Source organism: Micromonospora citrea, assembly GCF_900090315.1.
GTDB lineage: Bacteria > Actinomycetota > Actinomycetes > Mycobacteriales > Micromonosporaceae > Micromonospora > Micromonospora citrea.
In genome coordinates, this window is the sequence record NZ_FMHZ01000002.1 from 3,660,112 (window position 1) to 3,685,023 (window position 24,912).

General features: G+C 73.8%; 24 protein-coding genes. 9 read left to right on the top strand and 15 right to left on the bottom strand.

All coding sequences use genetic code 11. The annotated features are described in order from the left end of the window. The first annotated feature begins 24 nt into the window (after window positions 1-24). Both GA0070606_RS16795 and GA0070606_RS16800 read left to right on the top strand, forming a co-directional pair. On the top strand, window positions 25-516 hold the full coding sequence (locus tag GA0070606_RS16795) for a SigE family RNA polymerase sigma factor (protein WP_091100859.1): 492 nt from the start codon (window positions 25-27) through the stop codon (window positions 514-516). A gap of 14 nt (window positions 517-530) precedes the next feature. After that, the gene (locus GA0070606_RS16800; protein ID WP_141721711.1) at window positions 531-1,355 is read left to right on the top strand and encodes a hypothetical protein; all 825 of its coding nucleotides are present in this window, start codon (window positions 531-533) and stop codon (window positions 1,353-1,355) included. A gap of 30 nt (window positions 1,356-1,385) precedes the next feature. On the opposite strand, the gene GA0070606_RS16805 is transcribed toward GA0070606_RS16800, so the two are convergent. The 5 genes from GA0070606_RS16805 to GA0070606_RS16825 all read right to left on the bottom strand — a co-directional run bounded on the left by GA0070606_RS16805 (window position 1,386) and on the right by GA0070606_RS16825 (window position 7,282). Further along, on the bottom strand, window positions 1,386-2,147 hold the full coding sequence (locus GA0070606_RS16805) for a LytR/AlgR family response regulator transcription factor (protein ID WP_091100862.1): 762 nt from the start codon (window positions 2,145-2,147) through the stop codon (window positions 1,386-1,388). Further along, entirely contained in the window at window positions 2,144-3,394 is a 1,251-nt protein-coding gene (locus GA0070606_RS16810) for a sensor histidine kinase (protein WP_091100864.1), read from the bottom strand. The genes GA0070606_RS16805 and GA0070606_RS16810 overlap by 4 nt, the downstream gene beginning before the upstream one ends. Window positions 3,395-3,474: 80 nt before the next feature. After that, window positions 3,475-4,512: a zinc-binding dehydrogenase gene (locus GA0070606_RS16815; RefSeq protein WP_218106025.1), complete on the bottom strand. Its 1,038-nt coding sequence runs from the start codon at window positions 4,510-4,512 to the stop codon at window positions 3,475-3,477. A 72-nt stretch (window positions 4,513-4,584) separates the two neighbouring features. After that, a complete protein-coding gene (locus tag GA0070606_RS16820; RefSeq protein WP_091100866.1) occupies window positions 4,585-6,156 on the bottom strand; it encodes a sugar transferase in 1,572 nt (523 codons plus the stop codon). Between the two features lie 265 nt (window positions 6,157-6,421). After that, the gene (locus tag GA0070606_RS16825; RefSeq protein WP_091100868.1) at window positions 6,422-7,282 is read right to left on the bottom strand and encodes an Fpg/Nei family DNA glycosylase; all 861 of its coding nucleotides are present in this window, start codon (window positions 7,280-7,282) and stop codon (window positions 6,422-6,424) included. Between the two features lie 136 nt (window positions 7,283-7,418). Between GA0070606_RS16825 and GA0070606_RS16830 the strand changes: the two genes are divergently transcribed. Beyond that, window positions 7,419-8,687, top strand: a complete 1,269-nt coding sequence (locus tag GA0070606_RS16830; RefSeq protein WP_091100871.1) for a glycosyltransferase — start codon at window positions 7,419-7,421, stop codon at window positions 8,685-8,687. A 21-nt stretch (window positions 8,688-8,708) separates the two neighbouring features. Here the strand turns inward: GA0070606_RS16830 and GA0070606_RS16835 are convergent, their stop codons facing one another. From GA0070606_RS16835 to GA0070606_RS16870, 8 genes are all read right to left on the bottom strand, one after another. After that, window positions 8,709-12,041, bottom strand: coding sequence for a S8 family peptidase (locus GA0070606_RS16835; protein ID WP_091100874.1), 3,333 nt, complete (start codon window positions 12,039-12,041; stop codon window positions 8,709-8,711). Between the two features lie 7 nt (window positions 12,042-12,048). Then, window positions 12,049-13,278 (bottom strand): CU044_5270 family protein, encoded by a 1,230-nt coding sequence (locus GA0070606_RS16840; RefSeq protein ID WP_141721712.1) that lies wholly within the window; start codon window positions 13,276-13,278, stop codon window positions 12,049-12,051. Further along, on the bottom strand, window positions 13,275-13,832 hold the full coding sequence (locus GA0070606_RS16845; protein WP_218106026.1) for an RNA polymerase sigma factor: 558 nt from the start codon (window positions 13,830-13,832) through the stop codon (window positions 13,275-13,277). The genes GA0070606_RS16840 and GA0070606_RS16845 overlap by 4 nt, the downstream gene beginning before the upstream one ends. Window positions 13,833-14,040: 208 nt before the next feature. Further along, on the bottom strand, window positions 14,041-14,763 hold the full coding sequence (locus GA0070606_RS16850; RefSeq protein ID WP_091100882.1) for a CDP-alcohol phosphatidyltransferase family protein: 723 nt from the start codon (window positions 14,761-14,763) through the stop codon (window positions 14,041-14,043). Further along, a complete protein-coding gene (locus GA0070606_RS16855) occupies window positions 14,738-15,805 on the bottom strand; it encodes an iron-containing alcohol dehydrogenase family protein (protein ID WP_091100886.1) in 1,068 nt (355 codons plus the stop codon). The genes GA0070606_RS16850 and GA0070606_RS16855 overlap by 26 nt, the downstream gene beginning before the upstream one ends. Continuing rightward, window positions 15,793-16,524 carry a phosphocholine cytidylyltransferase family protein gene (locus tag GA0070606_RS16860; RefSeq protein WP_091100890.1) on the bottom strand — a complete coding sequence of 244 codons (732 nt, stop codon included), beginning with the start codon at window positions 16,522-16,524 and terminating at the stop codon, window positions 15,793-15,795. The genes GA0070606_RS16855 and GA0070606_RS16860 overlap by 13 nt, the downstream gene beginning before the upstream one ends. 79 nt (window positions 16,525-16,603) lie before the next feature. Beyond that, window positions 16,604-17,374 carry a hypothetical protein gene (locus GA0070606_RS16865; protein ID WP_091100894.1) on the bottom strand — a complete coding sequence of 257 codons (771 nt, stop codon included), beginning with the start codon at window positions 17,372-17,374 and terminating at the stop codon, window positions 16,604-16,606. After that, window positions 17,371-17,820 (bottom strand): NUDIX domain-containing protein, encoded by a 450-nt coding sequence (locus GA0070606_RS16870; protein WP_091100900.1) that lies wholly within the window; start codon window positions 17,818-17,820, stop codon window positions 17,371-17,373. Before GA0070606_RS16870 ends, GA0070606_RS16865 begins: the two co-directional genes overlap by 4 nt. Before the next feature lie 115 nt (window positions 17,821-17,935). Here GA0070606_RS16870 and GA0070606_RS16875 point away from each other — a divergent pair, with 115 nt between their 5' ends. From GA0070606_RS16875 to corA, 4 genes are all read left to right on the top strand, one after another. After that, entirely contained in the window at window positions 17,936-18,328 is a 393-nt protein-coding gene (locus tag GA0070606_RS16875) for a CBS domain-containing protein (protein WP_091100902.1), read from the top strand. Between the two features lie 93 nt (window positions 18,329-18,421). After that, window positions 18,422-18,880, top strand: coding sequence for an ester cyclase (locus GA0070606_RS16880; protein WP_091100904.1), 459 nt, complete (start codon window positions 18,422-18,424; stop codon window positions 18,878-18,880). A 106-nt stretch (window positions 18,881-18,986) separates the two neighbouring features. Continuing rightward, window positions 18,987-20,081: an aminotransferase-like domain-containing protein gene (locus tag GA0070606_RS16885; protein WP_091100908.1), complete on the top strand. Its 1,095-nt coding sequence runs from the start codon at window positions 18,987-18,989 to the stop codon at window positions 20,079-20,081. A 355-nt stretch (window positions 20,082-20,436) separates the two neighbouring features. After that, window positions 20,437-21,585: a magnesium/cobalt transporter CorA gene (corA, locus tag GA0070606_RS16890; protein ID WP_091107829.1), complete on the top strand. Its 1,149-nt coding sequence runs from the start codon at window positions 20,437-20,439 to the stop codon at window positions 21,583-21,585. Between the two features lie 332 nt (window positions 21,586-21,917). On the opposite strand, the gene GA0070606_RS16895 is transcribed toward corA, so the two are convergent. Then, window positions 21,918-22,730: a hypothetical protein gene (locus GA0070606_RS16895; RefSeq protein WP_091100912.1), complete on the bottom strand. Its 813-nt coding sequence runs from the start codon at window positions 22,728-22,730 to the stop codon at window positions 21,918-21,920. Between the two features lie 84 nt (window positions 22,731-22,814). Between GA0070606_RS16895 and GA0070606_RS16900 the strand changes: the two genes are divergently transcribed. Then, window positions 22,815-23,345 carry a peptidylprolyl isomerase gene (locus GA0070606_RS16900; RefSeq protein ID WP_091100916.1) on the top strand — a complete coding sequence of 177 codons (531 nt, stop codon included), beginning with the start codon at window positions 22,815-22,817 and terminating at the stop codon, window positions 23,343-23,345. A 95-nt stretch (window positions 23,346-23,440) separates the two neighbouring features. Then, complete coding sequence (locus GA0070606_RS16905; protein ID WP_091100919.1) at window positions 23,441-24,355, top strand: rhomboid family intramembrane serine protease; 915 nt, start codon at window positions 23,441-23,443, stop codon at window positions 24,353-24,355. A gap of 66 nt (window positions 24,356-24,421) precedes the next feature. On the opposite strand, the gene GA0070606_RS16910 is transcribed toward GA0070606_RS16905, so the two are convergent. Further along, window positions 24,422-24,853, bottom strand: coding sequence for a PH domain-containing protein (locus tag GA0070606_RS16910; protein ID WP_091100923.1), 432 nt, complete (start codon window positions 24,851-24,853; stop codon window positions 24,422-24,424). Between the last annotated feature and the right edge of the window lie 59 nt (window positions 24,854-24,912).

A 24,912-nucleotide genomic window follows, 5' to 3' on the forward strand; every position in this document is an offset into this window, starting at 1 on the left:
GGTGCGTAGAGGGGAAAGAGCACGGTGAGGCGGGACGAGGAAGAGGACTTCCACGCCTTCGTCACCGGGCGGATGGAACGCTGGCGGCGCAGCGCTTACCTGCTCTGCCAGGACTGGCACACGGCCGACGACCTCGTGTCGGTCGCCGTCGCGAAGCTCTACCGGGGCTGGCGACGGGCGAGCCGGGCGGAGAACCGCGACGCGTACGCCCAGCGGGTGCTGACCCGCTGCTGGCTCGACGAGCGACGCCGCCCCTGGCGCAACCGGGAGCGGTCCACGGCGGCGATGCCGGACGTGGCCGGCGTGGTGCCGGAGACGGTGACCGACCGGGACGGGCTCGCCGCGCTGCTGCGGTCGCTGCCCCCGAGGCAGCGGGCGGTGCTCGTCCTGCGCTTCTACCTCGACCACTCGGTGGAGGAGACGGCCCAGATGCTCGGCATCTCCGCCGGCACGGTCAAGAGCCAGTCGGCACGCGGCCTGGCGAACCTGCGTACCGCCGTCAACGGTCAGTTCTGAACGGGAGGCACCCGATGAGTCATCAGTTGTTCGACGAGTTGATCGGCAACCCGCCGCCGGCCCGGGTCGACGTGCCGGGCATCGTCCGGCGGGAGCGGCGTGTCCGGGCGGCCCGGCGACTGGCCGGCTCGCTGGCCGCCGTACTGGCCCTGGCGGTCACCGGCGCCGTCGGGCTGGCCGGCGGCGGCCAGCAGCCGGGCGGTGCCTCCGCCCCGCCGCAGGCGGCGGCCCCGACGGACACCCGGTTCCGACTGGTCTTCGACAGCCCGGAGAGCGCCGACGCCACCGCCGAGCGGCTGAGCCGGGCGTTCGGGACGGCGCTGCGCGACGTGGCACCCGGCGCCCGGTGGATCTGGATACCGGACAGCGTCGAGGAGCCCCGGAAGCCGGACGGGCAGCCGCCCACCTTCCGCCACAACGGCCGCGACGACCTGGTGTTCGGCGGGTCCGGCGTGTCCTACCAGGGGCGCGAGGGACCGCTCGGCGTCTCGATCAGCCCCGACGTGTTCGGGACGGCCGGACCCGGCCAGCCCGCCGGGTACCACTGGCCGTGCGAACTCCCGCCGGGTCACGGGGACAGCCGGTACGACCGGGTGTGCGAGGAGGGCAAGTCCCCGGGTGGGCTCCGGATGAAGGTCGAGACCCTCACCGGCAAGCGGAACGGCAGCGTCCAGCACATCGTCGCGATCCAGTTGCCCGGAAACCGGGCCTTCAGCGCGAGCATCAGCAACATGGTGGGGGTCGACGAGCAGGCCGTCGCGGCCCAGCCGGAGGCACCGCTCTCCGCCAAGGAGCTGACGGCCCTGGCGGTGCGGATCGCCGAGCAGATCAAGGCCTGACGCCCGCGCGGCGGGCGGGACCGGCGCCGGTCAGCGGTTCCAGTCCTGCTTCGCCGCGCGCACCAGCTTGTCCTTCAGCTCCCGGGTGTGCCGGCGGCTCACCGGCAGCTCCGCCGAGTCGATCACCACGACGTAGCCGGAGTTGACCAGCCGCAGCTCGGCGATCAGCCTGAGCTGCACCAGGTACGACCGGTGGATCCGGACGAACCCGGCGTCCGCCCAGCGCTCGGCCAGGGTCGCCAGCGACACCCGGACGAGGTGCGAGCCGTCGGCGGTGTGCAGGCGGGCGTAGTCGCCCTGCGCCTCCACCCAACGCACCGCCGAGCGGGGCAGCATCCGGGTGGTGCCGGCCAGCTCGATCGGGATGGTCGGGTCCTCCTCCGCGCGGGCCAGCGCCGCCGGGTGCGACGGCACCACCCGGGAGCCGATCACCCGGCGCAGCGACTCGGCGAGCCGCTCGGCGCGTACGGGCTTGCGGACGTAGTCGGTGGCACCCAGGTCGAACGCGTCCACCGCCCCGTCGTCGTACGCGGTGACGAAGACGATCGCCGGCGGCCGGGCGAACCGGCGCAGCACCCGGGCCAGCTCCATGCCGTCCAGCCCCGGCATCCGGATGTCGAGGAAGACCACGTCCACGTCGCCGTCGCGCAGCACCCGCAGCGCCTCGGTGGCGTCCCCCGCCGTGTGCAGCCGCGCCACCCGGGGATCGGCCCGCAGGTGGTACGCCAGCTCGTCCAGCGCCGGCGGCTCGTCGTCGACCGCCAGCACCCGCAGGAACCCGGTCGCGTTCACGCGCTCGCCCGCACGCCCGGGTGGAACTTCGGCACCCGCATGCTCACCTTCGTACCGGAGCCGAGGCCCGTCTCGACGACGAGGCCGAAGCCGTCCCCGAAGACCGACCGCAGCCGCTCGTCGACGTTGGAGAGGCCGACGTGCTGGCCCGAGTCGTCTCCGACGGCGGCCCGCACAGCGTCGCCCGGGTCCCCGGTGGCGCCGGCCAGCTCGGCGATGCCGGCGGTCAGCGCGGTCGGATCCATCCCCACTCCGTCGTCCTCCACCGTGATGTGGCACTCGGTGCCCGCGTCCCGGGCCTCGATGCTCACCATGCCCGTGCCCGGCTTGCGGGACAACCCGTGCCGGACGGCGTTCTCGACCAGCGGTTGCAGGCAGAGGAAGGGCAGCGTCACGGGCAGCACCTCCGGGGCGATCTGGAGGCGCACCTGGAGCCGGTCGCCGAACCGGGCCCGCTCGATGGTCAGGTAGCGGTCGATCGAGCGCAGCTCCTCGGCCAGCGTGGTGAACTCGCCGTGCGCCCGGAACGAGTAGCGGGTGAACTCGGCGAACTCCAGGATCAACTCCCGGGCCCGGTCCGGGTCGGTGCGGACGAACGAGCCGATCGCGGTCAGCGCGTTGTAGATGAAGTGCGGGCTGATCTGGGCGCGCAGGGCGCGCACCTCGGCGCGGGCCAGCCGCTCGCGGGAGGAGTCCAGCTCGGCCAGGGCGAGCTGGTTGCCGGCCCAGTGCGCCGTCTCCAGGGTGGCCTGCACCAGGCCCGGCGCCGGCTGGCCGTCGGCCACCGCCACCAGCGCGCCCACGGTGCGCCCGTCGGGGCCGGTCAGCGGGGCGACGACCGCGCCCCGCACCGGGCAGTCCACCCGGTCGCACTGCAACTCCGAGTCGCCGAGGACGGTCGAGCGGCCCGTCGCCACGGCCCGCCCGGCCGCCGCGACAAGTTGGGCGTCGTGGTGCCCGCCCCGCCCGTCGAGGGCGAGCAGCGTGTCCCGGTCCGTCAGCGCCAGCCCGGCCGCCCCCACCAGGGCCCGCAGGTGGCGTACGGCCTTCGCCGCGTTGGCCGCGCCCAGGCCGGCGCGCAGCGGTTCGGCGGCCAGCCCGGCGGTGTGCAGCACCTCGTAGGTGGCCCGCTGGGTGGCCGTGGCGATGCCGCGCCGCCCGCGCAGCCGCAGCACCGCGAACAGGGCTGCGGCCAGCGCGGTGACCAGCGAGACGACGCCGAAGACGGCCGAGAGGTTGCCACCCACGCGAGGAATCCTGACCGCTGCGACCCGGTTAGCCAAGCCCCAAGCTGGCCGCTCCCGCCCGGCTCGCGCCGGCACGCGCCTCAGGGCACGAGCACGAGCTTGCCGTGCGTGCCGCCGGCCGCGAGACGTTCGTGGGCCTGCCGGGCCCCGTCGAGCGGCAGTCGCGCGGCGACCAGGGGACGCAGCCGACCGGCGGCCAGCCATCGGAACAGCTCACCGAGGTCCCGTCGGTACCAGTCAGGGTGCCGGTCCCGGGTCCGCGCGCTGCGGTACGTGCGCACCCGGCGGCCGGGCAGCAGGTTGCCGGCGAAGGCCAGCGCGCCGGCCGCGTAGAACAGCGTGAGCCGGCGCAGGTTCCGTCGCCCGCCCGCGAGCGTCGAGTAGTGCCCGTACATGACGAGCCTGCCGCCGGGCCGCAGCACCCGCACCGAGCGCGCCGCCACCACGCCGCCGACGCCGTCGAGCACCACGTCGATCCCGTCGCCGGTCAGCTCCCGGATCCGGCGGACGAAGTCCTCGCGCCGGAAGTCGACAGGTGTGGCGCCGAGCCCCAGGACCACGTCGCAGCCGGAACCGGTTGCCGTGGCGTACGCGCTCAGTCCCATGGTCGCCGCGATCTCCAGGGCGGCGCTGCCGACGCCGCCCGCCCCGCCGTGTACCAGGACCCGTTCCCCCGGCCCGGCGCGGGCGACCCGGTGCAATGCCTGGTACGCCGTGACGTAGTTGAGCGCCAGGCAGACCGCCTCCGCCGGATCGACCCCGTCGGGCATCCGGACCAGATGTTGTCGGGGCACGCTGACCGCATCGGCGTAGCTGCCGAAGACGGTGATCGCCGCGACGCGCTCGCCCGGCTCGACTCCCGTCACCCCGGGACCGAGCGCCTCGACGACGCCGACCAGGTCGTAGCCGGGCGTGAACGGGGGTTTCGGGCCGCCCGGGTAGGTGCCCTCCCGCATCAGCACATCGGGAAAGCCGACTCCGACCGCGAGGGTGCGGACCCGGACCTCACCCGGTCCGGGCTCGGGCAGGACGTCCCGCACCAGGGTCAGCCGCTCCGGCCCGCCGTGTCCGGACACCACGACGCGCCGGATCGTCCGGTGCGCGCCTGCCTCCGTCACGGCACCTCCTGGAATGTCCACCCCAGGCAGATGCTATGTCGAAGAAAGGGCGTATCGGGCGAAAGATCCGGATCAGTACGCGCCCTTGCGGGCGAGCACCACCCCGACGGTGCGCCACAGGATGCTCAGGTCGTACGCCAGCGACCAGTTGTCGACGTAGTAGAGGTCGAGCCGGACCGCCTCGTCCCAGGACAGGTCGGAGCGGCCGGAGACCTGCCACAGCCCGGTCATGCCGGGGCGGACCAGCAGCCGCCGGCGCACGTCGCCGAGGAAGTCGCCGTCGTCGGCGGGCAGCGGGCGCGGCCCGACCAGCGACATCTCGCCCTTCAGCACGTTGATCAACTGCGGCAGCTCGTCCAGGGACGAGGCGCGCAGGAAGCGGCCCACCGGGAAGACCCGGGGATCCTGCTTCATCTTGAACAGCATGCCGTCGGTCTCGTTCTGGTCGACCAGACTGGCCAGCCGGTCCTCCGCGTCCACGTACATGGTGCGGAACTTCCAGACCCGGAAGGTGCGGCCCTCGTGGCCGACCCGCGGCTGGCGGAAGAAGACCGGGCCGGGGTCGGAGACGCGGATCGCGATCCCGATGACCAGGAAGACGGGGATCAGCAGCAGCAGGCCGAGCCCGGCGGCCACCCGGTCCATCAGGTTCTTGGCCAGCAGCGCCGGCCCGGACAGGGTCGGCTCCTCGACGTGCAGCAGCGGCAGGCCCTCGATCGGCCGGATGTGCACCCGGGGCCCGGCGATGTCGGTGAGCTGCGGGGCGACGACCAGGTCGACGCCGGAGCCCTCCAGCTGCCAGGCCAGCCGGCGCAGCTCGCCCGGCTCGGCGCTGGCCGAGCCGCAGACGGCGATGGTGTCGCCGCCGACCTCCCGGACGAGGGCGAGGACGTCGCGGCCCGCGTACACCGGGACCGGGGTCTCCATGCCCCTGGCGGCCGCGTAGCCGTCGGTGACGTGGATGGCGACGGGCACCAGCCCGGCGGCCGGGTTGCGGGTGACCGCCGTGTAGACCTCCAGGCACTCCGGCAGGGTGCCGACCAGCACCATCCGGTGCCCGGCCTGGCCGATGTTGCGCCGGACCACGTGCAGCACGAAGCGGCAGAGGATCCGGTTCAGCAGGATCAGCAGCAGCGCCGCGAGCAGGGCGGTGCCGACCGTGTAACGGGACAGGTCGGTCTTGGTGGCGAAGGCGAGGAAGGAGACCGTCGCGGCGACGGCGACGCCGGCCCGGATCACCCGCTTGAACTCGTCGGGCCCGAGGCCCAGGTAGCGCCGGTCGTAGGCCCGGTTGCCCCAGAGGATCACCAGCCAGCCGAGCGGCAGCAGCACGAACGCCACCGTGTGGAACCAGGTCGGGTCCTCTTCGGCGTTGTAGAAGCCCGCCCGCGACTGGTCGAACGTCTCGATGGCCATCAGGCTGGCGACCGCGGCGGCCGCGAAGTCGAGCAGCAGCAGAAGCGTGATGTAGGGGCGGTGCCAGCGGGACACCCGGCGGCGGGCCCGGGCCCACGCGGACCGGGGCACGCCGTTGTGGGACGGCGACGCCGGCGGCTGGATCTCGAAGCTGTCGACGTGCCGCACGAGTTTGCTCCGGCCTGTGTTGGTTACCGGGCGCTGGAGGCTTGTCGTCACCTCACCCATGTCCTCCCGCATGACACGGGCCGCTCACTCGCCGTGAGGGCCCGGGTCGCCCACCGTCCCAGTCTCCCACGCGGCGTCGACCCGTACGCGGACCCGAAGGACATTGCGCGGGTGTGGTGCCGCCTGGCGTCTGGCCGGCTCCGCGCCATTTCAGAAGCCGGGGACCGAGCCACTATACCGATGGATGACGGCCCCGGTAGAGCTGCGACTCAGACCTTCGGCGCGGGATGGTCGATTCCTCTCCGTAGTCGGGGAGTGTCGTCACTCACCGTACGAGCCGCGACAACCGTCGGTCAGCGAGCGGCTTGCCGCCGGTCTGGCAGGTGGCGCAGTACTGGAGGCTGGAGTCGGCGAACGAGACCTCGCGGACCGCGTCGCCGCAGACCGGGCAGGGCTGCCCCGTGCGGGCGTGCACCTTCAGCCCCGAGCGCTTCTCGCCCTTCAGCTCGGCCGCCTTCTGCCCGACCGAGCGGCGCACCGCGTCGCCGAGCACCTCCCGCGTCGCCGCGTGCAGGGTCGCCAGCTGCTCGTCGGTCAGCCGGTTGGTCAGCGCGAACGGCGACAGCCTCGCCGCGTGCAGGATCTCGTCGGAGTACGCGTTGCCGACACCGGCCAGCACCGTCTGGTCGGTGAGCACGCCCTTGACCTGGCCCTTGCGGCTGCGCATCCGCTCGGCGAAGGTGGCCGCGTCGGCGGCGAGGGCGTCGGGGCCGAGCCGGGCCACCCCGGGCACCGCCGCCGGGTCCGTGACCAGATGGACGGCGAGGCTCTTCTGGGTGCCGGCCTCGGTCAGGTCGAAGCCCGAGCCGTCGTCGAGGCGTACCCGCAGCGCGACAGGCCCCTTGCCGGGGCGCAGCGGGGCGGCGGACGGAAACGCCTCCCGGTAGTGCAGCCAGCCCGCCCGGGCCAGGTGGACCACCAGGTGCAGATCGCCGTCGAGCACCACGTCGAGGAACTTGCCGTGCCGGCGGGCGTCCGTCACGGCCCGCCCGGCGGCGGCGGTCGGCGCCGGGTCGTACGTCTTCAGGGCGCTGATGGCGGCGACCTCCAGCCGGTCGACGCGCCGCCCCACCGCGCGCTCGCGCAGGTAGCCGGCGAGCGCCTCGACCTCCGGTAGTTCGGGCACCAGCCAACGGTAGCCTTCTTTCCCGTGAGCGCGAGGAATGAGCTTGCGAGTCCCTGCCGCGAGTGCGAGGAGTGAGCTTGCGAGCCCCGCAGTCGCGAGCAGAGACCGGCACGGTCGCGATCGAAAGGCGAGCTCCGTGAGAATCGTGGTGGCGCACAACCGGTACCGGGAGGCTCAGCCCTCCGGCGAGAACACGATCGTCGACGCGGAGATCGCCCAGCTCACCGCGGCCGGGGTGGAGGTGCTGCCGTTCATCCGCAGCTCGGACGAGATCCCGTCGATGTCGAAGCCGGCCAAGGCGCTGCTGCCGATCTCGCCGATCTGGGCGCCCCGCGCGCAGGAGGACCTGAGCCGGCTCATCACCGAGCACCGGCCGGACGTGCTGCACCTGCACAACCCGTACCCGTTGATCTCGCCGTGGATCGTGCGGACCGCGCACCGGCACGGCGTGCCGGTGGTGCAGACGGTGCACAACTACCGCCAGGTCTGCTCCTCCGGGCTCTACTTCCGCGACGGGATGATCTGCCAGGACTGCCGGGGCCGGGCCCTGGGCGTGCCGGCGATCGTGCACCGCTGCTACCGGGGCTCGCGGGCGCAGAGCGCCCTGATGGCGACCACGCTGGCCGTGCACCGGGGCACGTGGCGCTCGGTGGACCGGTTCGTCGCGCTCACCTCGGCGGTCGCCGACCACCTGCGCGACTACGGCATCCCGGCGGAGCGGATCGTGGTCAAGCCCAACGGCATTCCCGACCCGGGGACGCCCGCGCCGCTCGGCGACGGCTTCCTCTACATGGCCCGGCTCTCCCCGGAGAAAGGGCTGGGCCTGCTGCTGGACGCCTGGCGGCGGCACCCGGACGGAGCGCTGGGCCCGCTGCGCATCGCCGGCGACGGCGAGCTGCGCCCGCTGGCCGAGGCCGCCGCCGCCGAGCGCGCCGACGTGACCTACCTCGGGCCGCTGGACCGCGCCGGCGTCCGCGCCGCCATCGAGGCCAGCGCGGTGATCATCGCCGCCTCCACCTGGCACGACGTGCTCCCCACGGTGATCATCGAGGCGCTGGCGGCCGGCCGGCCGGTGCTCGGCACCGCCCTCGGCGGCATCCCGTACCTGCTCGGCGCGGACGCCCCCCGCGAACCCGCCGGCACCGGCCCGGCCGCCGTCGCCACGGCCGCGCCGGGGCAGGGCCACGTCGCGCTGCCCACCGGCGTGGCGGCGGGCGAGGCGGGCTGGGTGGTACCCCCGGAGCCGGCCGCCATGGCCGCCGCCCTGCCGGTGGCCCGGGCCGGCGCGGCGCGGCTGGCCCCGGCGGCGCGGGCCCGCTACGAGCGCACCTTCCACCCGGACGTGGTGACCCGCCATTTGATCGACGTGTACGCCGGCGTCTCGGCCGCCGCCGCGCCCCGCTAGGGCGCGGCGGCGGCCACCGCGTCAGGACGCCGCGCCGTACCGGTAGGCGCGCAGGATGGTCTGCTTCACGGTGTTGCCGCTGCCGTCGCCGGCCGCGGCGCGCAGCGAGACGAATCCGCTGCCCGCGGGGTGTCGCACCAGGGCCGCCCCGTTCACGATCTTCGCGTCGGCCCAGGTGGCGCCGTCGTCGTAGGAGACCTCGACGGTCAGCGTGCGGATCCGGCCGACCTGCGCCCCGGGCTGGGCGGCGACGGTCACCGGCACGCCGAAGGGCTGCCCCGCCGGCGCGGTGTGCCGGTCGTCCAGCTTCGGCGCGTACCGGACGCTCCACAGCGGAAGGGCGGACCAGCCGTCGACGTGCGCCGACCGGAACGTCCAGGTCGCGTCGATCCGGGTGGAGAGGGTGTACGGCGCGCCGCGCTCGGCGCGGGTCTCCAGGCGGTACGCCGCCTCCCCGGCCGGGACGGTGAAGGCGCCCTTCCCACCCCGGTCGGACTCGCCGACCTTGACTCCGTTCCGATGGAGGACCGTGCCGCCGGAGTCCCCGCCGAACCGCACGTTGCCGGCGGCGTCACTGTGCATCGGCAGGTCCACCGAGATCGTGTCGCCGTCCCGGACCACGCCGAACCACGTGTTCAGCCCGCCGTGCACGGGCTTCACCAGGGCCGGCCCGAACACCGCCTGGTTCCAGGTCCGTCGGTGGGTTCCCGGCGCGTGGTGAACGTAGGGCTGGCTGAGGGTGCCCATCGGCTCGTCCGCGCTGGTGTGTTCGGCGATCGCCGAGCGCCACTGGACCCCACCCTCGGTGGTGTAGTAGTGGGTGACGCCGGCCGGCAGGGCGTAGCGGATGCCCGTCGCGCCGGAGACCCGCTCCTGCCCGGGCCGGCGGCTGGTGGCGTACCAGTAGCCGTAGGTCCCCTCCTCGGCGGAGAGGTGCCGGGTCGACACGGCCGCCAGGTCGCCCGGGCTGACGGTCCGCCGCACCCCGGAGAGCATCCGGCCCTCGACGTAGTGGGCCGTCGAGTAGGTGTACGGGCTGTTCGCCGTGCTGCCGTCCGGTCCGACCTCGGCCCAGGTGCCCTCGAGCTCGGAGACGAAACCGTCGGCCGGTGCGGTGTCGCCGACCTGGGCGGTGTGGAGCCGGGAGAAGTCGCCGCCGAAGATGGCGACCCCGCCCTGCAGCAGGCCCTGCGACGTCTCCTGGGTGTATTCGATCTCGGCGTGCACCTGGGTGGCGTCGGGCCGTGGCACGGTGACCGCGCTGGCCTTGCCGAGTCGTGCGTCCAGGGTGATCGTCTTCGGGCCGGTCACCGCCAGCATCGGCTGCGTCAGCAACGTCAGCTCGGCCTCGCCGTCGCCGTCCTGACCGAAGAAGAAGCTGTCCATCAGGTACCGGCCGGCCGGAATCCGCACGGTCGCGGTGCCGTCGGAGCCGCGCCCGAAGGCTTCGCGCGAACTGCCGTCGTTCAAGCCGCGGAAGCTGGTCTGGTGGTCGCCGGACGGCGCGCCGTCGCGGCCGATGTGCCGCAGCGTCACGTCGTAGCTCTCGACCTCCCTGTCCACCGCGAGCGGGACTCGTACGCCCTGCCCCTCGCCGGTCGCGATGAGCGCGCCGGTGAGCACACCGTCCGGGCCGGCCACCCTGGTGTCGACGGTGACGGTGACCGTGGCGTCACCGCCGGCCGGCACGGTGACGGTGGCCGGGTCGACGGCGAAGGTGCCCGCCGCGGCCGAGCCCCTGTCGACGGTCAGCGCCAGGGTGACCGGCGTGGCCCCGGAGTTGCGGTACGCGACCTTCCGGGTCAGCACCTCGTCGTCCTGGTGCGGCCAGAGCTGGGTGCCGAAGCTGAGGCTCGACGGTGTGGCGGCGACCGTCCGGGTGAGCGCCTCGGCCACGTCGAGGCGGCCGGTGCCCTGCTCGAACGGGGTCGTATCCGTGGCCGGTCTCGCCGAGGCCATCAGCGTCGCCTTGAGCTGCCCGGCGGTCCAGTCCGGATGCCGCTGGGCGAGGATCGCCGCCGCCCCCGCCACGTGCGGCGTGGCCATCGAGGTGCCCGACAGCGGCACGTACGCGTCCCCGGGCGCGCCGAGATCCGTGGCGTCCCTGCTCCGGGCAGCCGTGATCGCCACGCCGGGGGCGGTGATGTCCGGCTTGAGGCCGGCGTCACCCAGCCGAGGGCCGCGGCTGGAGAAGCCTGCCAGCTTGTCGGACTTGTCGACCGCGCCCACCGCCAGTGCGGCGTCCGCGCTCGCCGGTGAGTTGACCGTCCGGCTGCCCGGACCGTCGTTTCCGGCGGCGATGACGAACAGCGTGCCGTACCGGTCGGTCAACGTGTTGACCGCCTGCTCCAGCGGGTCGATCCCGGGGCTGTCCCAGCCGCCGAGGCTCATGTTGACCACCTTGGCGTGCTGCTCGGCGGCGGCCCACTGCATGCCGGCGAGGATCCACGACTCGGGACAGCCGAAGGAGGCGCACACCTTGCCGTCGATGAGCTTGGTGCCCGGGGCGACGCCCCGGTACCTGCCGCCGGAGGCCGATCCGCTGCCGGCGATGGCGGAGGCGACGTGGGTGCCGTGCCCCACGAGGTCGCGGCCGTCCTCCTCACCCTCGGTGAAGTTGGCCCGGGCGGTCACGGTCGCGGCCAGGTCGGGGTGGGTGTCGTCGATGCCGCTGTCCAGCACCGCGACGGTCACCCCCGAGCCGGTGTACCCGGCCTGCCAGGCGGCCGGCGCGCCGACCTGGGGCACGGAGACGTCGAGGGTGGGCTGACGTACCCCGTCGAGCCACACCTTGCGCACGGACGCGGCCAGGGTGCGGGGTGCCTTCGACCCACCGGTCAGGCCCCGCCAGAACGCGCTGCCCTGGCGCCGGTCCTGTCGCAGCGCTGTCGCGTTGAGCTTCGGCAGTTCGCGGTCGACCCGGGCCCCGGCGGTGGGCACCGCTCCCTTCGCCCGGTCGCTGGTGACGATCAGCGGCAGGTCCGTCCTGCGGTCGTCGTAGCCGTACCTGAGCAGGGTGGTCACGTCGAACAGACGTGGGTCGAGCTGTCCGGCGCCGAGCAGCGCGACCGCGTCGGCCGGAATGACGCTCAGGCGGCCGTCGACCCGCCGGGTCTGGAACGCCATCCCGGCACGCCCCGCACCGGGTTGGATCGTGTACGCGTCGTCGTGCACCAGGGTCACCCGGTCGCCGGTCACCAGGGTCACCGTTCGGGGCGCGACCCTGGCCGTCGGCGCGCCGTCGACAGTGGCGGCGCCGACCGGCGCGGGTGCCGCCAGCAGTCCGGCGACGACCGCCGCGGTGGCCGTGCCACCGGCCGTTCGTCGCAGTCGCCGCATGGAGTTCCTCGTCATCGACGCGTCACCGCCGCTTCTGCTCAGGGGTGACGGCCGGCGGGGCGTCGTCGGTGTGGGTCACGCTCACCACGACCATGTAGCTCATGAACGTCCCGGGCCCCTTGGGCGCGGAGCCCGTGCCGAGGTCCCAGGACTCCTCGGCGAGCGCCTGGCCGGTCCGGTGGTCGATGATCAGCCGGGTCTGGGCCCAGTTGCCGCCGTCACCCTTGCGGGCGAAGGCGACCGCCATGCCGGCCCGCCCTCGCTGGTCGGTGACCGCGCCGAGCGAGGTCACCCCACGGACGTCGGCGAGCATCCGGTACGCGGCAGCCCGCACCTCGGACGACACCGGCAGGTCGAAGACCAGGTTCTTGGCGCTCAGGAAGAGGTTGAAGTCGGTGGCCGACTCGATATCGCTGGCGTTGAGGCGCTTGAACAGCCATGCCTTCAGCTTGGCCGGGTCGGTGGGCACGTCGGCCAGGCCGGCCGCCGTGATCGGGCCGCCGGCAAGGTAGTACGTCTCCCTGCCGTCCGCGCCGGTGGAGCCGCGTCCCTTTGCCGTGCGCGCGGCCGGCTCCGGCCTGACGGCCCTGCGGACGAGTTCCGGCCCTGGCGTGCCGCTGATGACCGTCGGCTCGCTCTGGGGCGGGTCCGACGGCTCGACCCACCGCGTCGGCGAACCGTCCGCCTGCCAGGCCGCCCGGTCGTCGGCGCTGAACGGCGCGGCGCCGAGCTCACGACTGGCGGAGACCGCGACCTCGCTCGGCGACGTCGGGTGCCAGTCGCGGAGGATGGTCCGGCTCACGACGCGGTAGCGCCGATCCTTCGGGCCGACCTCGAACAGGCTGCCGTGTTCCCGTTCGACGACCCGGTAGCGGCCGTCGGTCGTGGCGTCGGCGGTGCCGCTCCGCTCGGCGGCGACCAGCAGCACCTCGCGGGCGGTACGCGGGGCGGGGCCGTCGGTGGCCGAGGTGGGGGCGGCCGCCGGTGCGCTGACGGCGAGCCCGCCCTCCGGCCCGGCCCCGCCATCGGTGCCACCGACGGTCAGGAAGACCGCGCCCGCGGCCACCGCCGCCACGGTCGGTGCGACGCCGGCCAGGACCAGGCGGCGGGTCGGTCGGCGTGCCGCCCGGCCGGCCGCCGGCTGCGGGTGGGCGGTGAACCGGGCGGGGTCCGGCCGGGAGCCGGGTTCGGGGTCCAGCCGGCGCGGACGTGCGCCGGCCAGCGTGGTCATCTCGTTCCGTGGTGTGGTCATCGGCTGTACTCCTCGGTGTGAAGGGCGATCGGGCTACGACTGGCGACCTGGGGTGTTCCGCCGAGGGCCTCGCGTAGCCGTTTCCTGGCTCGGTGCAGCCGGACGAAGAAGGTGGCGCTGGAGCAGCCGACGACCCGGGCGGCCTCCCGGCTCGACAGCCCGTGCCAGGCCACCAGGGTGAGCAGCTCCCGGTCGTCCTCGCTGAGCCGGGCGAGGGCGGCGAGCACCCCGGCCCGTTCCGCCACCCCGGTCGCCACGTCGTCGCTCGCCTCGTCGACCCAGGCCCGCAGCTCGGCGGCGAGGCTGGCCTGCCGGTCCTCGTCGCGGTAGCGCTCGCGTACCGCGTTGCGGGCCACGCCGAGCAGCCAGGGCAGGGGCGCCGCCGGCATCGTGGCCAGCTTGCGCCACGCGACGAGGAAGGTCTCGCTGGTGATGTCGTCGGCGAGCTGGCGTCCGACCCGGCTCACCGCGTACGCGTACACCTGTGCGTGGTGTGCGGTGTACATCGCGGTGAACCGGCTGCTCGCTTCAGCATCGGCTTCGGCTGCTGTCAATGGCTCCCACTCCTTCGTGATTGCGCGGGAAGGTGCGCCGTCACCGAGAAGCGAGCGGAGGAACCGAATTCTTACCGACGAGACACGAGAGGCACGAGGCTCACGGGTGGGACCGCCGCCGTGGGCCGCGCGCCACCGGGCCGCCCGTCCTCGGAGACCGGTGCGGCGGGCCCTCACCTACGAGGCGTCGACAACGCCTTCCGGCACCTCAGCGCAGCGAGGCGCGGGCGGAGAAGGCGATGCTGGCGAGGAGGAAGCCGCCGTTGACGATCGTGAACGCGACCATCACCCAGAGCGCGAGGGCGGGGGCGAAGATCAACACCAGGCCGGCGGCGAAGATCACCGCGCCGTAGTCGCGGACCAGCTTCACCAGGCGTACGGGCAGCGACGTCGACGTGACCATGCTGGCCGCGTTCGGACCGGCCTGCATCACCGAGGTGACCAGGTTGACCATCCAGGTGCCGGCGAAGACCGCGACCAGCCAGCTCGGCGTCGACGGCTCCTGCGCCACCGCCGTGGCGGCCAGCGCGGCGACCAGGGCGATCTGGGCGGCCACGTCGCAGAGCACGTCGACCCGGGCACCGGCCGCGCTGCCCTGCCCGGTCACCCGGGCGAGCTGACCGTCGGCGCAGTCCAGGGCGTACGCGACCTGCCAGCCGACCAGGGCCAGCAGACCGACCGCCCATGCGGGCACGTCGCCCGCCGCGACCCGGCCGGCGAGCGCGACCACGGTGACCGAGGTGGCGAGGCCGAGCACCAGGTTGGTGACGGTGAGCGCGGTCGGGCGCAGCCCGAGGCGCTGGGCGACGAGCGCGAAGACCGCGCCGAGCCACTGGCTGACCGATTCGCTGAACAGGCCGCCACCCCGGTTCACCCGGTGGAAGTCGGCGACGGTGGGGCGGGGCTCAGCCAAGGTGGTCGCGGATTGCACCGGCGTAGTCTGCCAGCCGCTCCCGGATCTCGGTAGGCGACATCGCCAGGTGTTCGAGGACGGTGTAGCGGTCCGGCCGGGTTCGTGGCGCGAACTCGACCGCCTCGGCGAACTGCTCGTCGGTGAGCCCGAGGCCCGCCGGGCCGGTGGGCAGGCCGTGCCGGTGCAGGCAGCGGGCCAACTGGCCGAACCGCTCCAGGTCTCCCCGCAGGAAGGTGCAGAACAGCGCGCCGACGCCCGCCTGCTCGCCGTGCGAGCCGGTGCCGGGGAAGAGCCGGTCGATGGCGTGCGAGATCTCGTGGTCGCCGCCGCTCGCGGGGCGGCTCGACCCGCAGATCGACATCGAGATGCCGCCCAGGATTAGCGCCTCGGCCAGCGTGGTGAGGAAGCCGTCGTCGGTGATCTTTCCGGGGTGGTTGATCAGCGCCTCGGCGCCCGTGCGGGCGAGCGTCACCGCCAGGCCGTCGATGGGCTCGCCCCGCACCTGGTGGGCCAGCTCCCAGTCGGCGCAGGCGCTCAGGTTGCTCACCGCGTCGCCGATGCCGGCCTGGGTCTGGCGGTCCGGGCCGTTCTCCACGAAGTCGAGGTCGACCATGACGGCGATCGGGATGTGCACGCCGTAGGAGCCCTTGCCGCCCTCGTGGGTCAGCGAGGCCACCGGCGAGGCGATGCCGTCGTTGGCGAGGCTGGTCGCCACGGTCACCATCGGGATGCCGTACCGGGTCGCGGCGTACTTGGCGGTGTCGATGGTCTTGCCGCCGCCGATGCCGACCACCGCGTCGTAGTTGCGGCGGCGCAGCTGGTCGCCCAGCTCGTTGGCCGAGTCGAGGCTGCCCCCGACCACCGTGAAGACGTCGGCCGAGCCCAGGCTCGGCCGGCACAGCTCGACGATCCGCTCGCCCTGCCCGGGCCCCACCACCACGGCCACGTCCCCGCCGGCGGAGATTCGCCGGTCGGCCAGGAGCGGCCCCAGGTCGGCCACCGCGCCCCGCCGCACCTCGATCGCGAGCGGGGTGTTGACGGTACGGGCTAGTAGTGGCACGCGATCTCCCGCGCCCGGGCCAGGTCGGCGTGGTTGTCCACCTCGACCCAGGAGACGTCGCCGATCGGCGCCGCCCGCACCTCGCCGCCCCGATCGGCGAACTCCTGGTAGCCGTCCTCGTAGTAGAGGTTCGGGTCGCGCCGCCAGGTCGCCTCCAGCGCGTCGGCGAGCGCGTCGGCCACCTGCGGCTCGATCAGCGTCGCGCCGATGTACTCCCCGTACGCCTCGGCCGGGTCCATCAGCTTGGTGATCCGGGTGAGCTGGCCCGCCGCGTCGAAGGTGGTCTTCATCTCCTCCTCGGCCAGCGCCTTGATCGTGTCGACGGCGAGCAGGATGCCCGGGCCGCGCTCGGCCAGCAGGGTCTTCTCCACGCTCACCGGGTGCACGGTGTCGCCGTTGACCAGCAGCACGCCCCGCGCGAAGTGCTCGCGGGCCAGCCAGAGCGAGTACGCGTTGTTCCACTCCTCGGCTTTGTCGTTGTGCACCAGGGTGAGCGCGACGCCGTACCGCTTCTCCAGGTCGGCCTGCCGCTCGCGCACGGCGTCGGCCGCGTAGCCGACCACGACCACGATCTCGGTGAGCCCCACCTCGGCCAGGTTGCGCAGCGCGATGTCCAGGATGGTGGTGTCACCGTCCACCGGCACCAGCGCCTTCGGCAGGGTGTCGGTGTACGGGCGCAGCCGGCGCCCCGCCCCGGCAGCGAGCACCATCCCGATCATTGAGGCGTCCTCCCTCGTACGACTCCCGGTCACCGCTGGAGGATAGCCCCGCGTGGCGGTGCCGCTGTGGGCAACCGGGTCAGCCGGGCAGCGCCGCCAGGTCCGCCAGCACCGCCAGCCGCTCCTCGGCGGCCAGCACGGCGTACGGGCCGGCGGCCCGCCGGTCGGTCTCCAGTTCGATGGCGAGCCGCTCCGGCCCGGATGGCAGGGCGGCGACGCTGGCCGCGGTGTGCCCGGCGGCGGTCCAGGCGGCGGCGTGCGCGTCGGCGCGGTGGTAACGCAGCGTGCCCAGCCGGTTGAGCAGCAGCACCCCGGGCGGGGTGCCGTCCGGCTCGTGCGGCGGGGCCATCGCGGCGAACGCGGCCCCGGTGCCGGGCTCCTCCTCCTCGGCCAGCACCAGCGCGTACGCGAGCACCCGGCCGAGCGCCTCCACGAGCCGGAGCACCCGGTCGTCGTGCCCGGCCCACAGCTCCTCGGTCACCTCGGCGTGCACCTGCCAGATCTCGGCGAGGAACGCCAGGCCGCGCTCGGTGGCGGAGAGCTCCCCGTCGGGACTGCGGTGGATCATCCCGTACGCCACCTGCTTGTCCAGGGCCCGCCGGCACTCCACCGGGTCGCGGTAGCGGGTGACCGCCGTGAAGCCGGCCTCGTCGACCGTCCCGCCCGGCGCGGCGAGCCGGGTGCGGAACTCCAGCAGGAAGCCGGTGGCCGCCGGCCCGCCGTACCGCTGGCTCAGCTCGGCGCCGCCGCCGTCGCGGCCGGCGAGCATGCCGGCGACGAAGGCCCGGTCGATCGCCGGTGCGACGAGGCCGGCGAACCGGTGCGGCGCCAGCTCGACGGTGTCGTTCACAGACCGATCGAACGCAGGGCGGCGAAGGCTTCCTCCGCGATCCGCCGGATCAGGCCGTCGTTGACGTCGCGGTGCTCGTCGAGCAGGTCCAGCTCGTCGGCCGCCAGCCACCGGAACTCGGTGTGCCTGCCCGCCTCCAGCGTCGGCCGGGCCAGGTCGCCGTCGACCCGGACGAGCCAGTCGCTCTCCAGGCGCTCCAGACCGTCGTCGGCGACGTAGCGGTAGTCGCCGACGTGACCCAGCACGTGCGACACGGTCCAGCCGGTCTCCTCGGTCACCTCGCGGCGCAGCGCGTCCCCCACGTCCTCGCCCGGTTCGAGGTGGCCGCCGACGATGTCCCAACAATTGGGAAAAATGCGTCGGTCGGCGGACCGCCGCTGGACGAAGAGGCGGCCCTCGTCGTCGACGATCAGCGCGCCGGCGCAGCGCAGAGGCTCGGTGGACACGCCACGACAGTAGCGAGCGTCGGGGGGTCGCGGCGATGCCCGGTCTTGTCCCGGAAACATCCTGGGCGGACCATGTCTCCTACCGGGTGCCGCCGTCCCACAGGGGTGATGCGTGATGCAGGTTCGGGAAGCGATGTCCAGCGAGGTTCTCGTGGTCGGCCCGGAGCACACGCTCCGCCAGGCGGCCCGGATGATGTCGGCCCGCGGTGTCGGGTCGGCGGTCGTGATCGACCCCGACTCCGAGGGGGTCGGCATCATGACCGAGCGTGACGTGCTCAACGCCATCGGCGCGGGCCTGGACTGCGACGTCGAGCGCACGGGCGCCCACCTGACCTGGGACGTGGTCTACGCCGGGCCGGAGTGGACGGTGGAGGAGGCGGCCTCGGCGATGGCCCGGGGCGGCTTCCGGCACCTGGTGGTGCTCGACGGGCGCGAGGTCGCCGGCGTGATCTCCGTACGCGACATCATGCGGGTCTGGGCGGGGAGCCGGATGGCCGAGGCGAGCTGAGTCGCCGGCCCGTCGCGGGTGTGGCGGGCCGATCGACGGGTAAGGATCCCGGTGCGGGCGCGGACGGGCCGCGAAACCGCTGGGGAGGTCCTCATGCGCGGCGCGGATCGGCTGGTCGAGCAGCAGTACGCGATGCTCCTGCGGCGGGACGTGGCCCGGCTGCCGGACCTCTACGCGACCGACGCCTTCTACTCCATGCCCGGCGTCACGGTGCGGCCGATCGAGCTGCCCGCCCTGCTGCGCACCTGGACCGGCGCGTTCCCCGACCTGTCCGTCGACCGGCTCGGCTCGGTGCAGACCGCCGGGGGCGCGGCGGTGGAGCAGCGGCTGACCGGCACCCACACCGGGGTGCTGCACACCCCCTTCGGCACGGTCGCGCCGACCGGCCAGGTGGTGAGCTGGGACGTGGTCGACCTCGTGCGGGTGCGGCGCGGCCGCATCTCGGCCTGGCGGTCCTACTTCGACTGGGGGCAGCTCATCGCGGCGCTCGGTCTGCACGTGGACGGGCTCTCCCGCGAGGCGCAGCACGACCCGCTCGGCCTTCCGGTCTGATCTGCCGCCGACCGGTCGACGCGGGTCACCCGACCCGGTGGCTCAGGATGCGGACATCGCCGTGCCGTCCGCGCGCACCCCGTCGCCTTCCGTACGCTGAACAGCCATGACCGCCGAGCAGCTGATCTCCTTCGCCCGTGGCGCTCCCTCGCTGGACATCGTCGATGTCGAGGGGCTCAAGGCCGCCGCCGTCCGCGCGTTCGACGCCGACCCCGCCGGGGTGACCGCGTACGGCACCTCCGTCGGCTACCTTCCGCTGCGGAAGTGGATCGCCGAGAAGCACGGGGTCTCCGCCGACCAGGTGCTGATCACCAACGGTTCGTTGCAGGCGGACGCGTTCCTCTTCGACCACCTGGTCCGCCCCGGCGACGCGGTGGTGGTGGAGCGCCCGACGTACGACCGGACCCTGCTCAACCTCCAGCGGATGGGCAGCGAGCTGCACGGCGTCTCGATCCAGCCGGACGGGCTCGACACCGCCGAGCTGCGCAAGCTGCTGGAGTCGGGGGTGCGGCCCCGGCTGGCGCACGTGATCCCGAACTACCAGAACCCGGCCGGCGTGACGCTGAGCCTGGAGAAGCGCCGGGAGCTGCTCGACCTCGCCGCCGAGTACGAGTTCACGATCTTCGAGGACGACCCGTACGCCGACATCCGGTTCCGGGGCGAGGCGCTGCCGTCGATGCTCTCGCTCGACACCCGCGGCGTGGTGGTGCACGCCTCCAGCTTCACCAAGACGGTCTGCCCGGGCGTGCGGGTCGGCTACCTGGTCGGCCCGGCGGACCTGATCGGCGACATCGCCAAGAAGGCGACCAGCCTCTACATCTCGCCCGGCATGGTCTCCGAGGCGATCGTGCACCAGTTCTGCGTCTCCGGCGACATCGAGCGCTCGATCGAGACCGTGCGCGCCGCCCTCGGCGAGCGGGCCCGGGTGCTGGCCGAGTCGCTGCGCCGGCACATCCCGGAGGCCCGGTTCGTGGAGCCGGACGGCGGCTACTTCCTCTGGGTCGAGCTGCCCGAGGACGTCGAGGTCGACCGGCTCGCCCCGGCGGCCGCCGAGCGCGGCGTCGCCGTGGTGAAGGGCAGCGACTTCGTCGTCGACGGCGGGCGGCACGCGCTGCGGCTGGCGTACTCGGCGGTGACCGCCGACCGGATCGACGAGGGCGTCCGGCGGCTGGCGGAGGCCATGACGGCCGTACGCGGCTGAATTTCTGTCAGATTTCTGACAGTTGCACGATCGTGGCCGCCCCGGGTCTCCCGCCGGGGCGGCCGGCGGCCCACAATGCTGCGAGCGTCACTCACCACGTGTAGCGGAACTCACCGCCCGCGCCGGCCCGCGCCGCGCCCGGCGACGATCTCCGCCCCCGGCCTCGCCGGCGGCACGCGGAGCGACGCGACCAGCACAACCCCGCCCCCAAAGGGCGTCGGGCGGGCCGTGTCGTCCCCTCACCCCCCGAAGCGACCCGGCCCGCCCGGCGCCACCCTCCCCGGCCGATCGTCACCGGCGGTGACGGCCGCGGCGGCGTAACCTGCTAGCCGCAGCGCGTGGGAAGGGGGGCGTGATGACGGACCGGGAGCAGCGGGGGCGGACGGCCTCGCCGAACGGCGGACGGGTGCTCAGACCCCGCGACTGGGTGGCACCCGTGCGGGCGATGACCCGCCGACTCAACCCCGACGGTCTCCAGCGGGTTCCCGCGCAGGCCGGCCCGCAGCGCGACGCGGTGGTCGACTGCGCCCTCTACGTCGACGGCCGGCGGCAGCCCGGCGACTGGCGGTACGCCGAGGCGCTCGACGCCGCCCGCCGCGAGGAGAACGCCTTCGTCTGGCTCGGCCTGCACGAGCCGGAGCTGGACGAGATGACCGCCATCGCCGCCACGTACGGCCTGCACGAGCTCGCCGTCGAGGACGCGGTCAAGGCGCAGCAGCGGCCGAAGCTGGAGCAGTTCGGCGACGTCAGCTTCCTGGTGCTGCGGACGGCGCGCTACTGCGAGCACGCCGAGCTGACCGAGAACTCCGAGGTCGTCGAGACCGGCCAGGTGATGCTCTTCATCGGCCCGAACTTCCTGATCAGCGTGCGGCACGGGGACGCGTGCCGGCTGGCCCCCGTCCGGGCCGACCTGGAGACGAAGGAGGACCTGCTGCTCCACGGCCCGTGGGCGGTGGCGTACGCGGTCACCGACCGGGTGGTGGACCTCTACCTGGAGGTGTCCGACCGGCTGGAGGACGACCTGGACACGCTGGAGACGGAGGTCTTCGACCGCCAGTCCACCGGCCGGATCCAGCGGATCTACCAGATGAAGCGGGAGCTGGTGGAGTTCAAGCGGGCCGTGGCGCCGTTGCAGCGCCCGCTGATGACGCTCACCGCGCAGATGAACCGCGACGTGCCCAAGGAGATCCGCCGCTACTTCCGCGACGTGCAGGACCACCTCAGCCGCACCGTCGAGCAGGTCAACTCCTACGACGACCTGCTCAACTCCATCCTCCAGGCGCGGCTGGCCCAGGTCACGGTCGACCAGAACAACGACATGCGCAAGATCGCCGCGTGGGCCGCCATCGCCGCCGTCTGGACCGCCATCGCCGGCATCTACGGGATGAACTTCGACGTCATGCCGGAGCTGCGGATGACGTACGGCTATCCGGTCGTGCTCGCCCTCATGCTGGCGATCTCGCTGGCCCTCTACCGCTGGTTCCGCCGCAACGGCTGGCTCTGACCCTGCCGCCGGGGCGGCTGCTCCGGCTCTCCGCCGCCCGTGCCGCCTTCCGCCGCCCGCGCCGGCTGGCTCCGACCCGCCCCGTGCCGGCTGGCTCCGACCCGCCCCGCGCCGGCTGGCTCCGACCCGCCCCGCGCCGGCTGGCTCCGACCCGCCCCGTGCCGGCTGGCTCCGACCCGCCCCGCGCCGGCTGGCTCCGACCCGCCCCGCGCCGGCTGGCTCCGACCCGCCCCGTGCCGGCTGGCGCCGACCCCTGCCGCCCGGCGGGGACGCGGAAGCGCCGGCGGCGCGGGCGGACCCGCTTCGCCGGCGCTTTCCGGGGACCCCGCGCGTCAGCGACGCCCGTTGGTCTTCGCGCCCTTGCCGAGCGCCTCGGTCAGGTCGTCCGCCGGGCGGCCCGAGGTGTCCTTGGCGCCCTCGGCCACCGACGGGACCTTGTCGGTCGCGTGGACGGTCGGCTGCTTGCCGGGGGTGGTGGTGGAGGCGCTGTCGCCGCCGGCCACCGCCGAGCTGCCGGCACCGGTCGGGCCGCCGGCCACACCCGAGCCGCCGGACATCGTCGAGGCGTCGGTCACCGGGGTGCGGATCTCCATGGTCTCCACCTCGTCACGCATCGGCTCCAGCGTGCGGGTCGGGTCGTACTCGGCCCACTCCTGCTGCTCGCGGCGGCGACGCATCGCCATCGCGGCGACGCCGGCCACCGCGCCGGCCGCGAGGAGACCGGTCATCATGGACCCGCCGCGACGGGCGTTCTTCTTCCGGGACGCCTTCATGTTCTTCGCCTTGACCTTCCTGGTGTTCGCGGCCAGCTTGGCTGCGGCGGCCTTCCGGTTGGTGACCGCCTTGCCCGCCGCCTCGGCCTGCGCCTTGCGAACGGCCAGGGCCAGCGGCGCGAGCGCGGCGACCGTGGACGCGAAGCCGTTGGACGCGCGGTCGCGCACCACGACGGCCGCAGGCGCGACGGCGCCCCGGGCCGCCTGGACGCGCGGGCCGACGGTGGCGCCGGCGCCCTTCGCGGCGTACGTCGCGGCCTGCCTCAGGTGACCGAGGCCCTGGTTCAGCTCCGCCTTGGCCAGCTGCCCCTGGGTCTTACGCCGCCCGATTCCAAACACGGTCCCACCTCCTGGGAGTTGTTCCTTCGTCATCCTCCACCTTCGGATGCCTCCGCACTGCCAGATCGGGCACATGGGAGGATCCGCATGGAACTGACCAACGAGTGAGGAGTACCCGTGGCCGAGGCTGTCTACGCCACCTTGCACACCAACGCTGGCCCGATCCGGCTGGAGCTCTTCGGCAACCACGCCCCGAAGACCGTCAAGAACTTCGTCGACCTGGCCGAGGGCAACCGCGAATACATCGACCCGCGTACGGGTCAGCCGGGCAGCGGGCCGTACTACGACGGCACCATCTCGCACCGGGTGATCAGCGGCTTCATGATCCAGATGGGTGACCCGACCGGCACCGGCCGCGGTGGCCCGGGTTACAAGTTCGCCGACGAGTTCCACCCGGAGCTGCGCTTCGACCGGCCCTACCTGCTGGCGATGGCGAACGCCGGGCCGGGCACCAACGGCTCGCAGTTCTTCATCACCGTCTCGCCGACGCCGCACCTGAACAACCGGCACACCATCTTCGGCCAGGTGGCCGACGAGCAGTCCGCCAAGGTGGTCGACTCGATCGCCAACACCCCGACCGGCCCCAACGACCGGCCGCTGCAGGACGTCGTCATCGAGCGGGTCGAGATCGAGCGCACGTCTGCCTGAGGGCGTCCGCGAGGTACCTTTGCCGACATGACTGAGCGCTCCGAAGGTCGGGACGGGTTGGTGGGCGGCACGGCCCACGTCGGCGGGCGGGCGCGGTGAGCGAGTCGCCGCCGGTCACCCCGGTCTGTTACCGGCACCCCGGCCGGGAGACGTACGTCCGGTGCACCCGCTGCGACCGGTCGATCTGCCCGGACTGCATGCGGGAGGCCTCGGTCGGGTTCCAGTGCCCGGAGTGCGTGGCGGAGGGACGCCGTAGCGTGCGGCCGGCGCGCACCGCCTTCGGTGGCGGTGCCGCCGGCCGGCACGGCTACGTCACCAAGGCGTTCATCGCGCTCAACGTGCTGCTGATGGTGCTCTCCATCGCCTCCGACCGGGGCGGGGACGCGGCGGTCGGCGGCTCCGGCTTCGGCGGCCTGATGGGCGGCAGCACGCCGCTGACCGACTGGGGCGCGGTGCTCGGCGGCGCGCTCTTCCCCGACGGCACGGTCGGCGGCATCGCCGAGGGCGAGTGGTACCGCCTGGTCACGGCGATGTTCCTGCACTACGGCGTGGTCCACCTGCTGCTCAACATGTGGGCGCTGTGGGTGCTGGGCCGCTCGCTGGAGGCGAGCCTCGGGCCGCTGCGCTTCGCGGCGCTCTATCTCGTCTCCGGGCTGGGCGGCAACGTCGCCGCCTACCTGTTCAGCGAGCAGAACCAGCTCACCGCCGGCGCCTCCACGTCGATCTTCGGCCTCTTCGCCGCCCTGGTCGTCATCGAACGCAAGATGGGGCGGGACATCTCCCAGGTGCTCCCCGTCCTGGTGATCAACCTGGTCTTCACGTTCACCGTGCCCGGCATCTCGATCCCCGGGCACCTGGGCGGCCTGGTGGTCGGCGGGCTGACGGCCCTCGTGTTCGCGTACGCCCCGCGGTCCCGGCGGACGCTGGTGCAACTCGCCGGCGGCGCGGTCATCGTGGCGGCGCTGCTCGGCCTGGCCCTGATCCGCACCGCGGCCATCGTCGGCGGCTGACTCCGCCGCAAGCCGGCGGCCCGGCCTGCGGCCCGGGCCACCCCGCCATCCGCGAGAGCCGGCGGCTCAGCGGGGGCGGGCCTCCCGCAGGGCCTCGGCCACCTCCGCCGGATCCGCGTCGAGGTCGAGGCGGCCGAACAGGTGCAGGGACTCGCCCGCGTCGATCTCCAGCACCTCGCTGGTCAGGCCCAGCCGGGCGCGGCGGTCCACGGTGATGCGTTCGACCGCCGTCCAGGGCAGCCGCCGGCGGCCCGCGAAGCCCCGGGCGACGGTCACCCCCTCCGGGTCGACCGCCAGCCGGACCGGCGCGACCAGGTCGCGCGCCGCCCAGCCCGCCAGCGCGGCGGCCGCGACCGCGGCCAGCCCCAACTGGACCGGGTCGCCCTCGTCGAGGAGCAGCGCGAGCGCGAGCAGCGCGACCGCGCCGGCCAGCTTGAGCGCCGGCAGGCGCGCCGGCACCCGCCACTGCCGGGCGGTCGGGGACGGGTGTGGCCGCATCCGTCCAGCATGCCAGCGCACCCGGGGGAGGACGGCGGCCCGTCGAGGACGTAGGATCG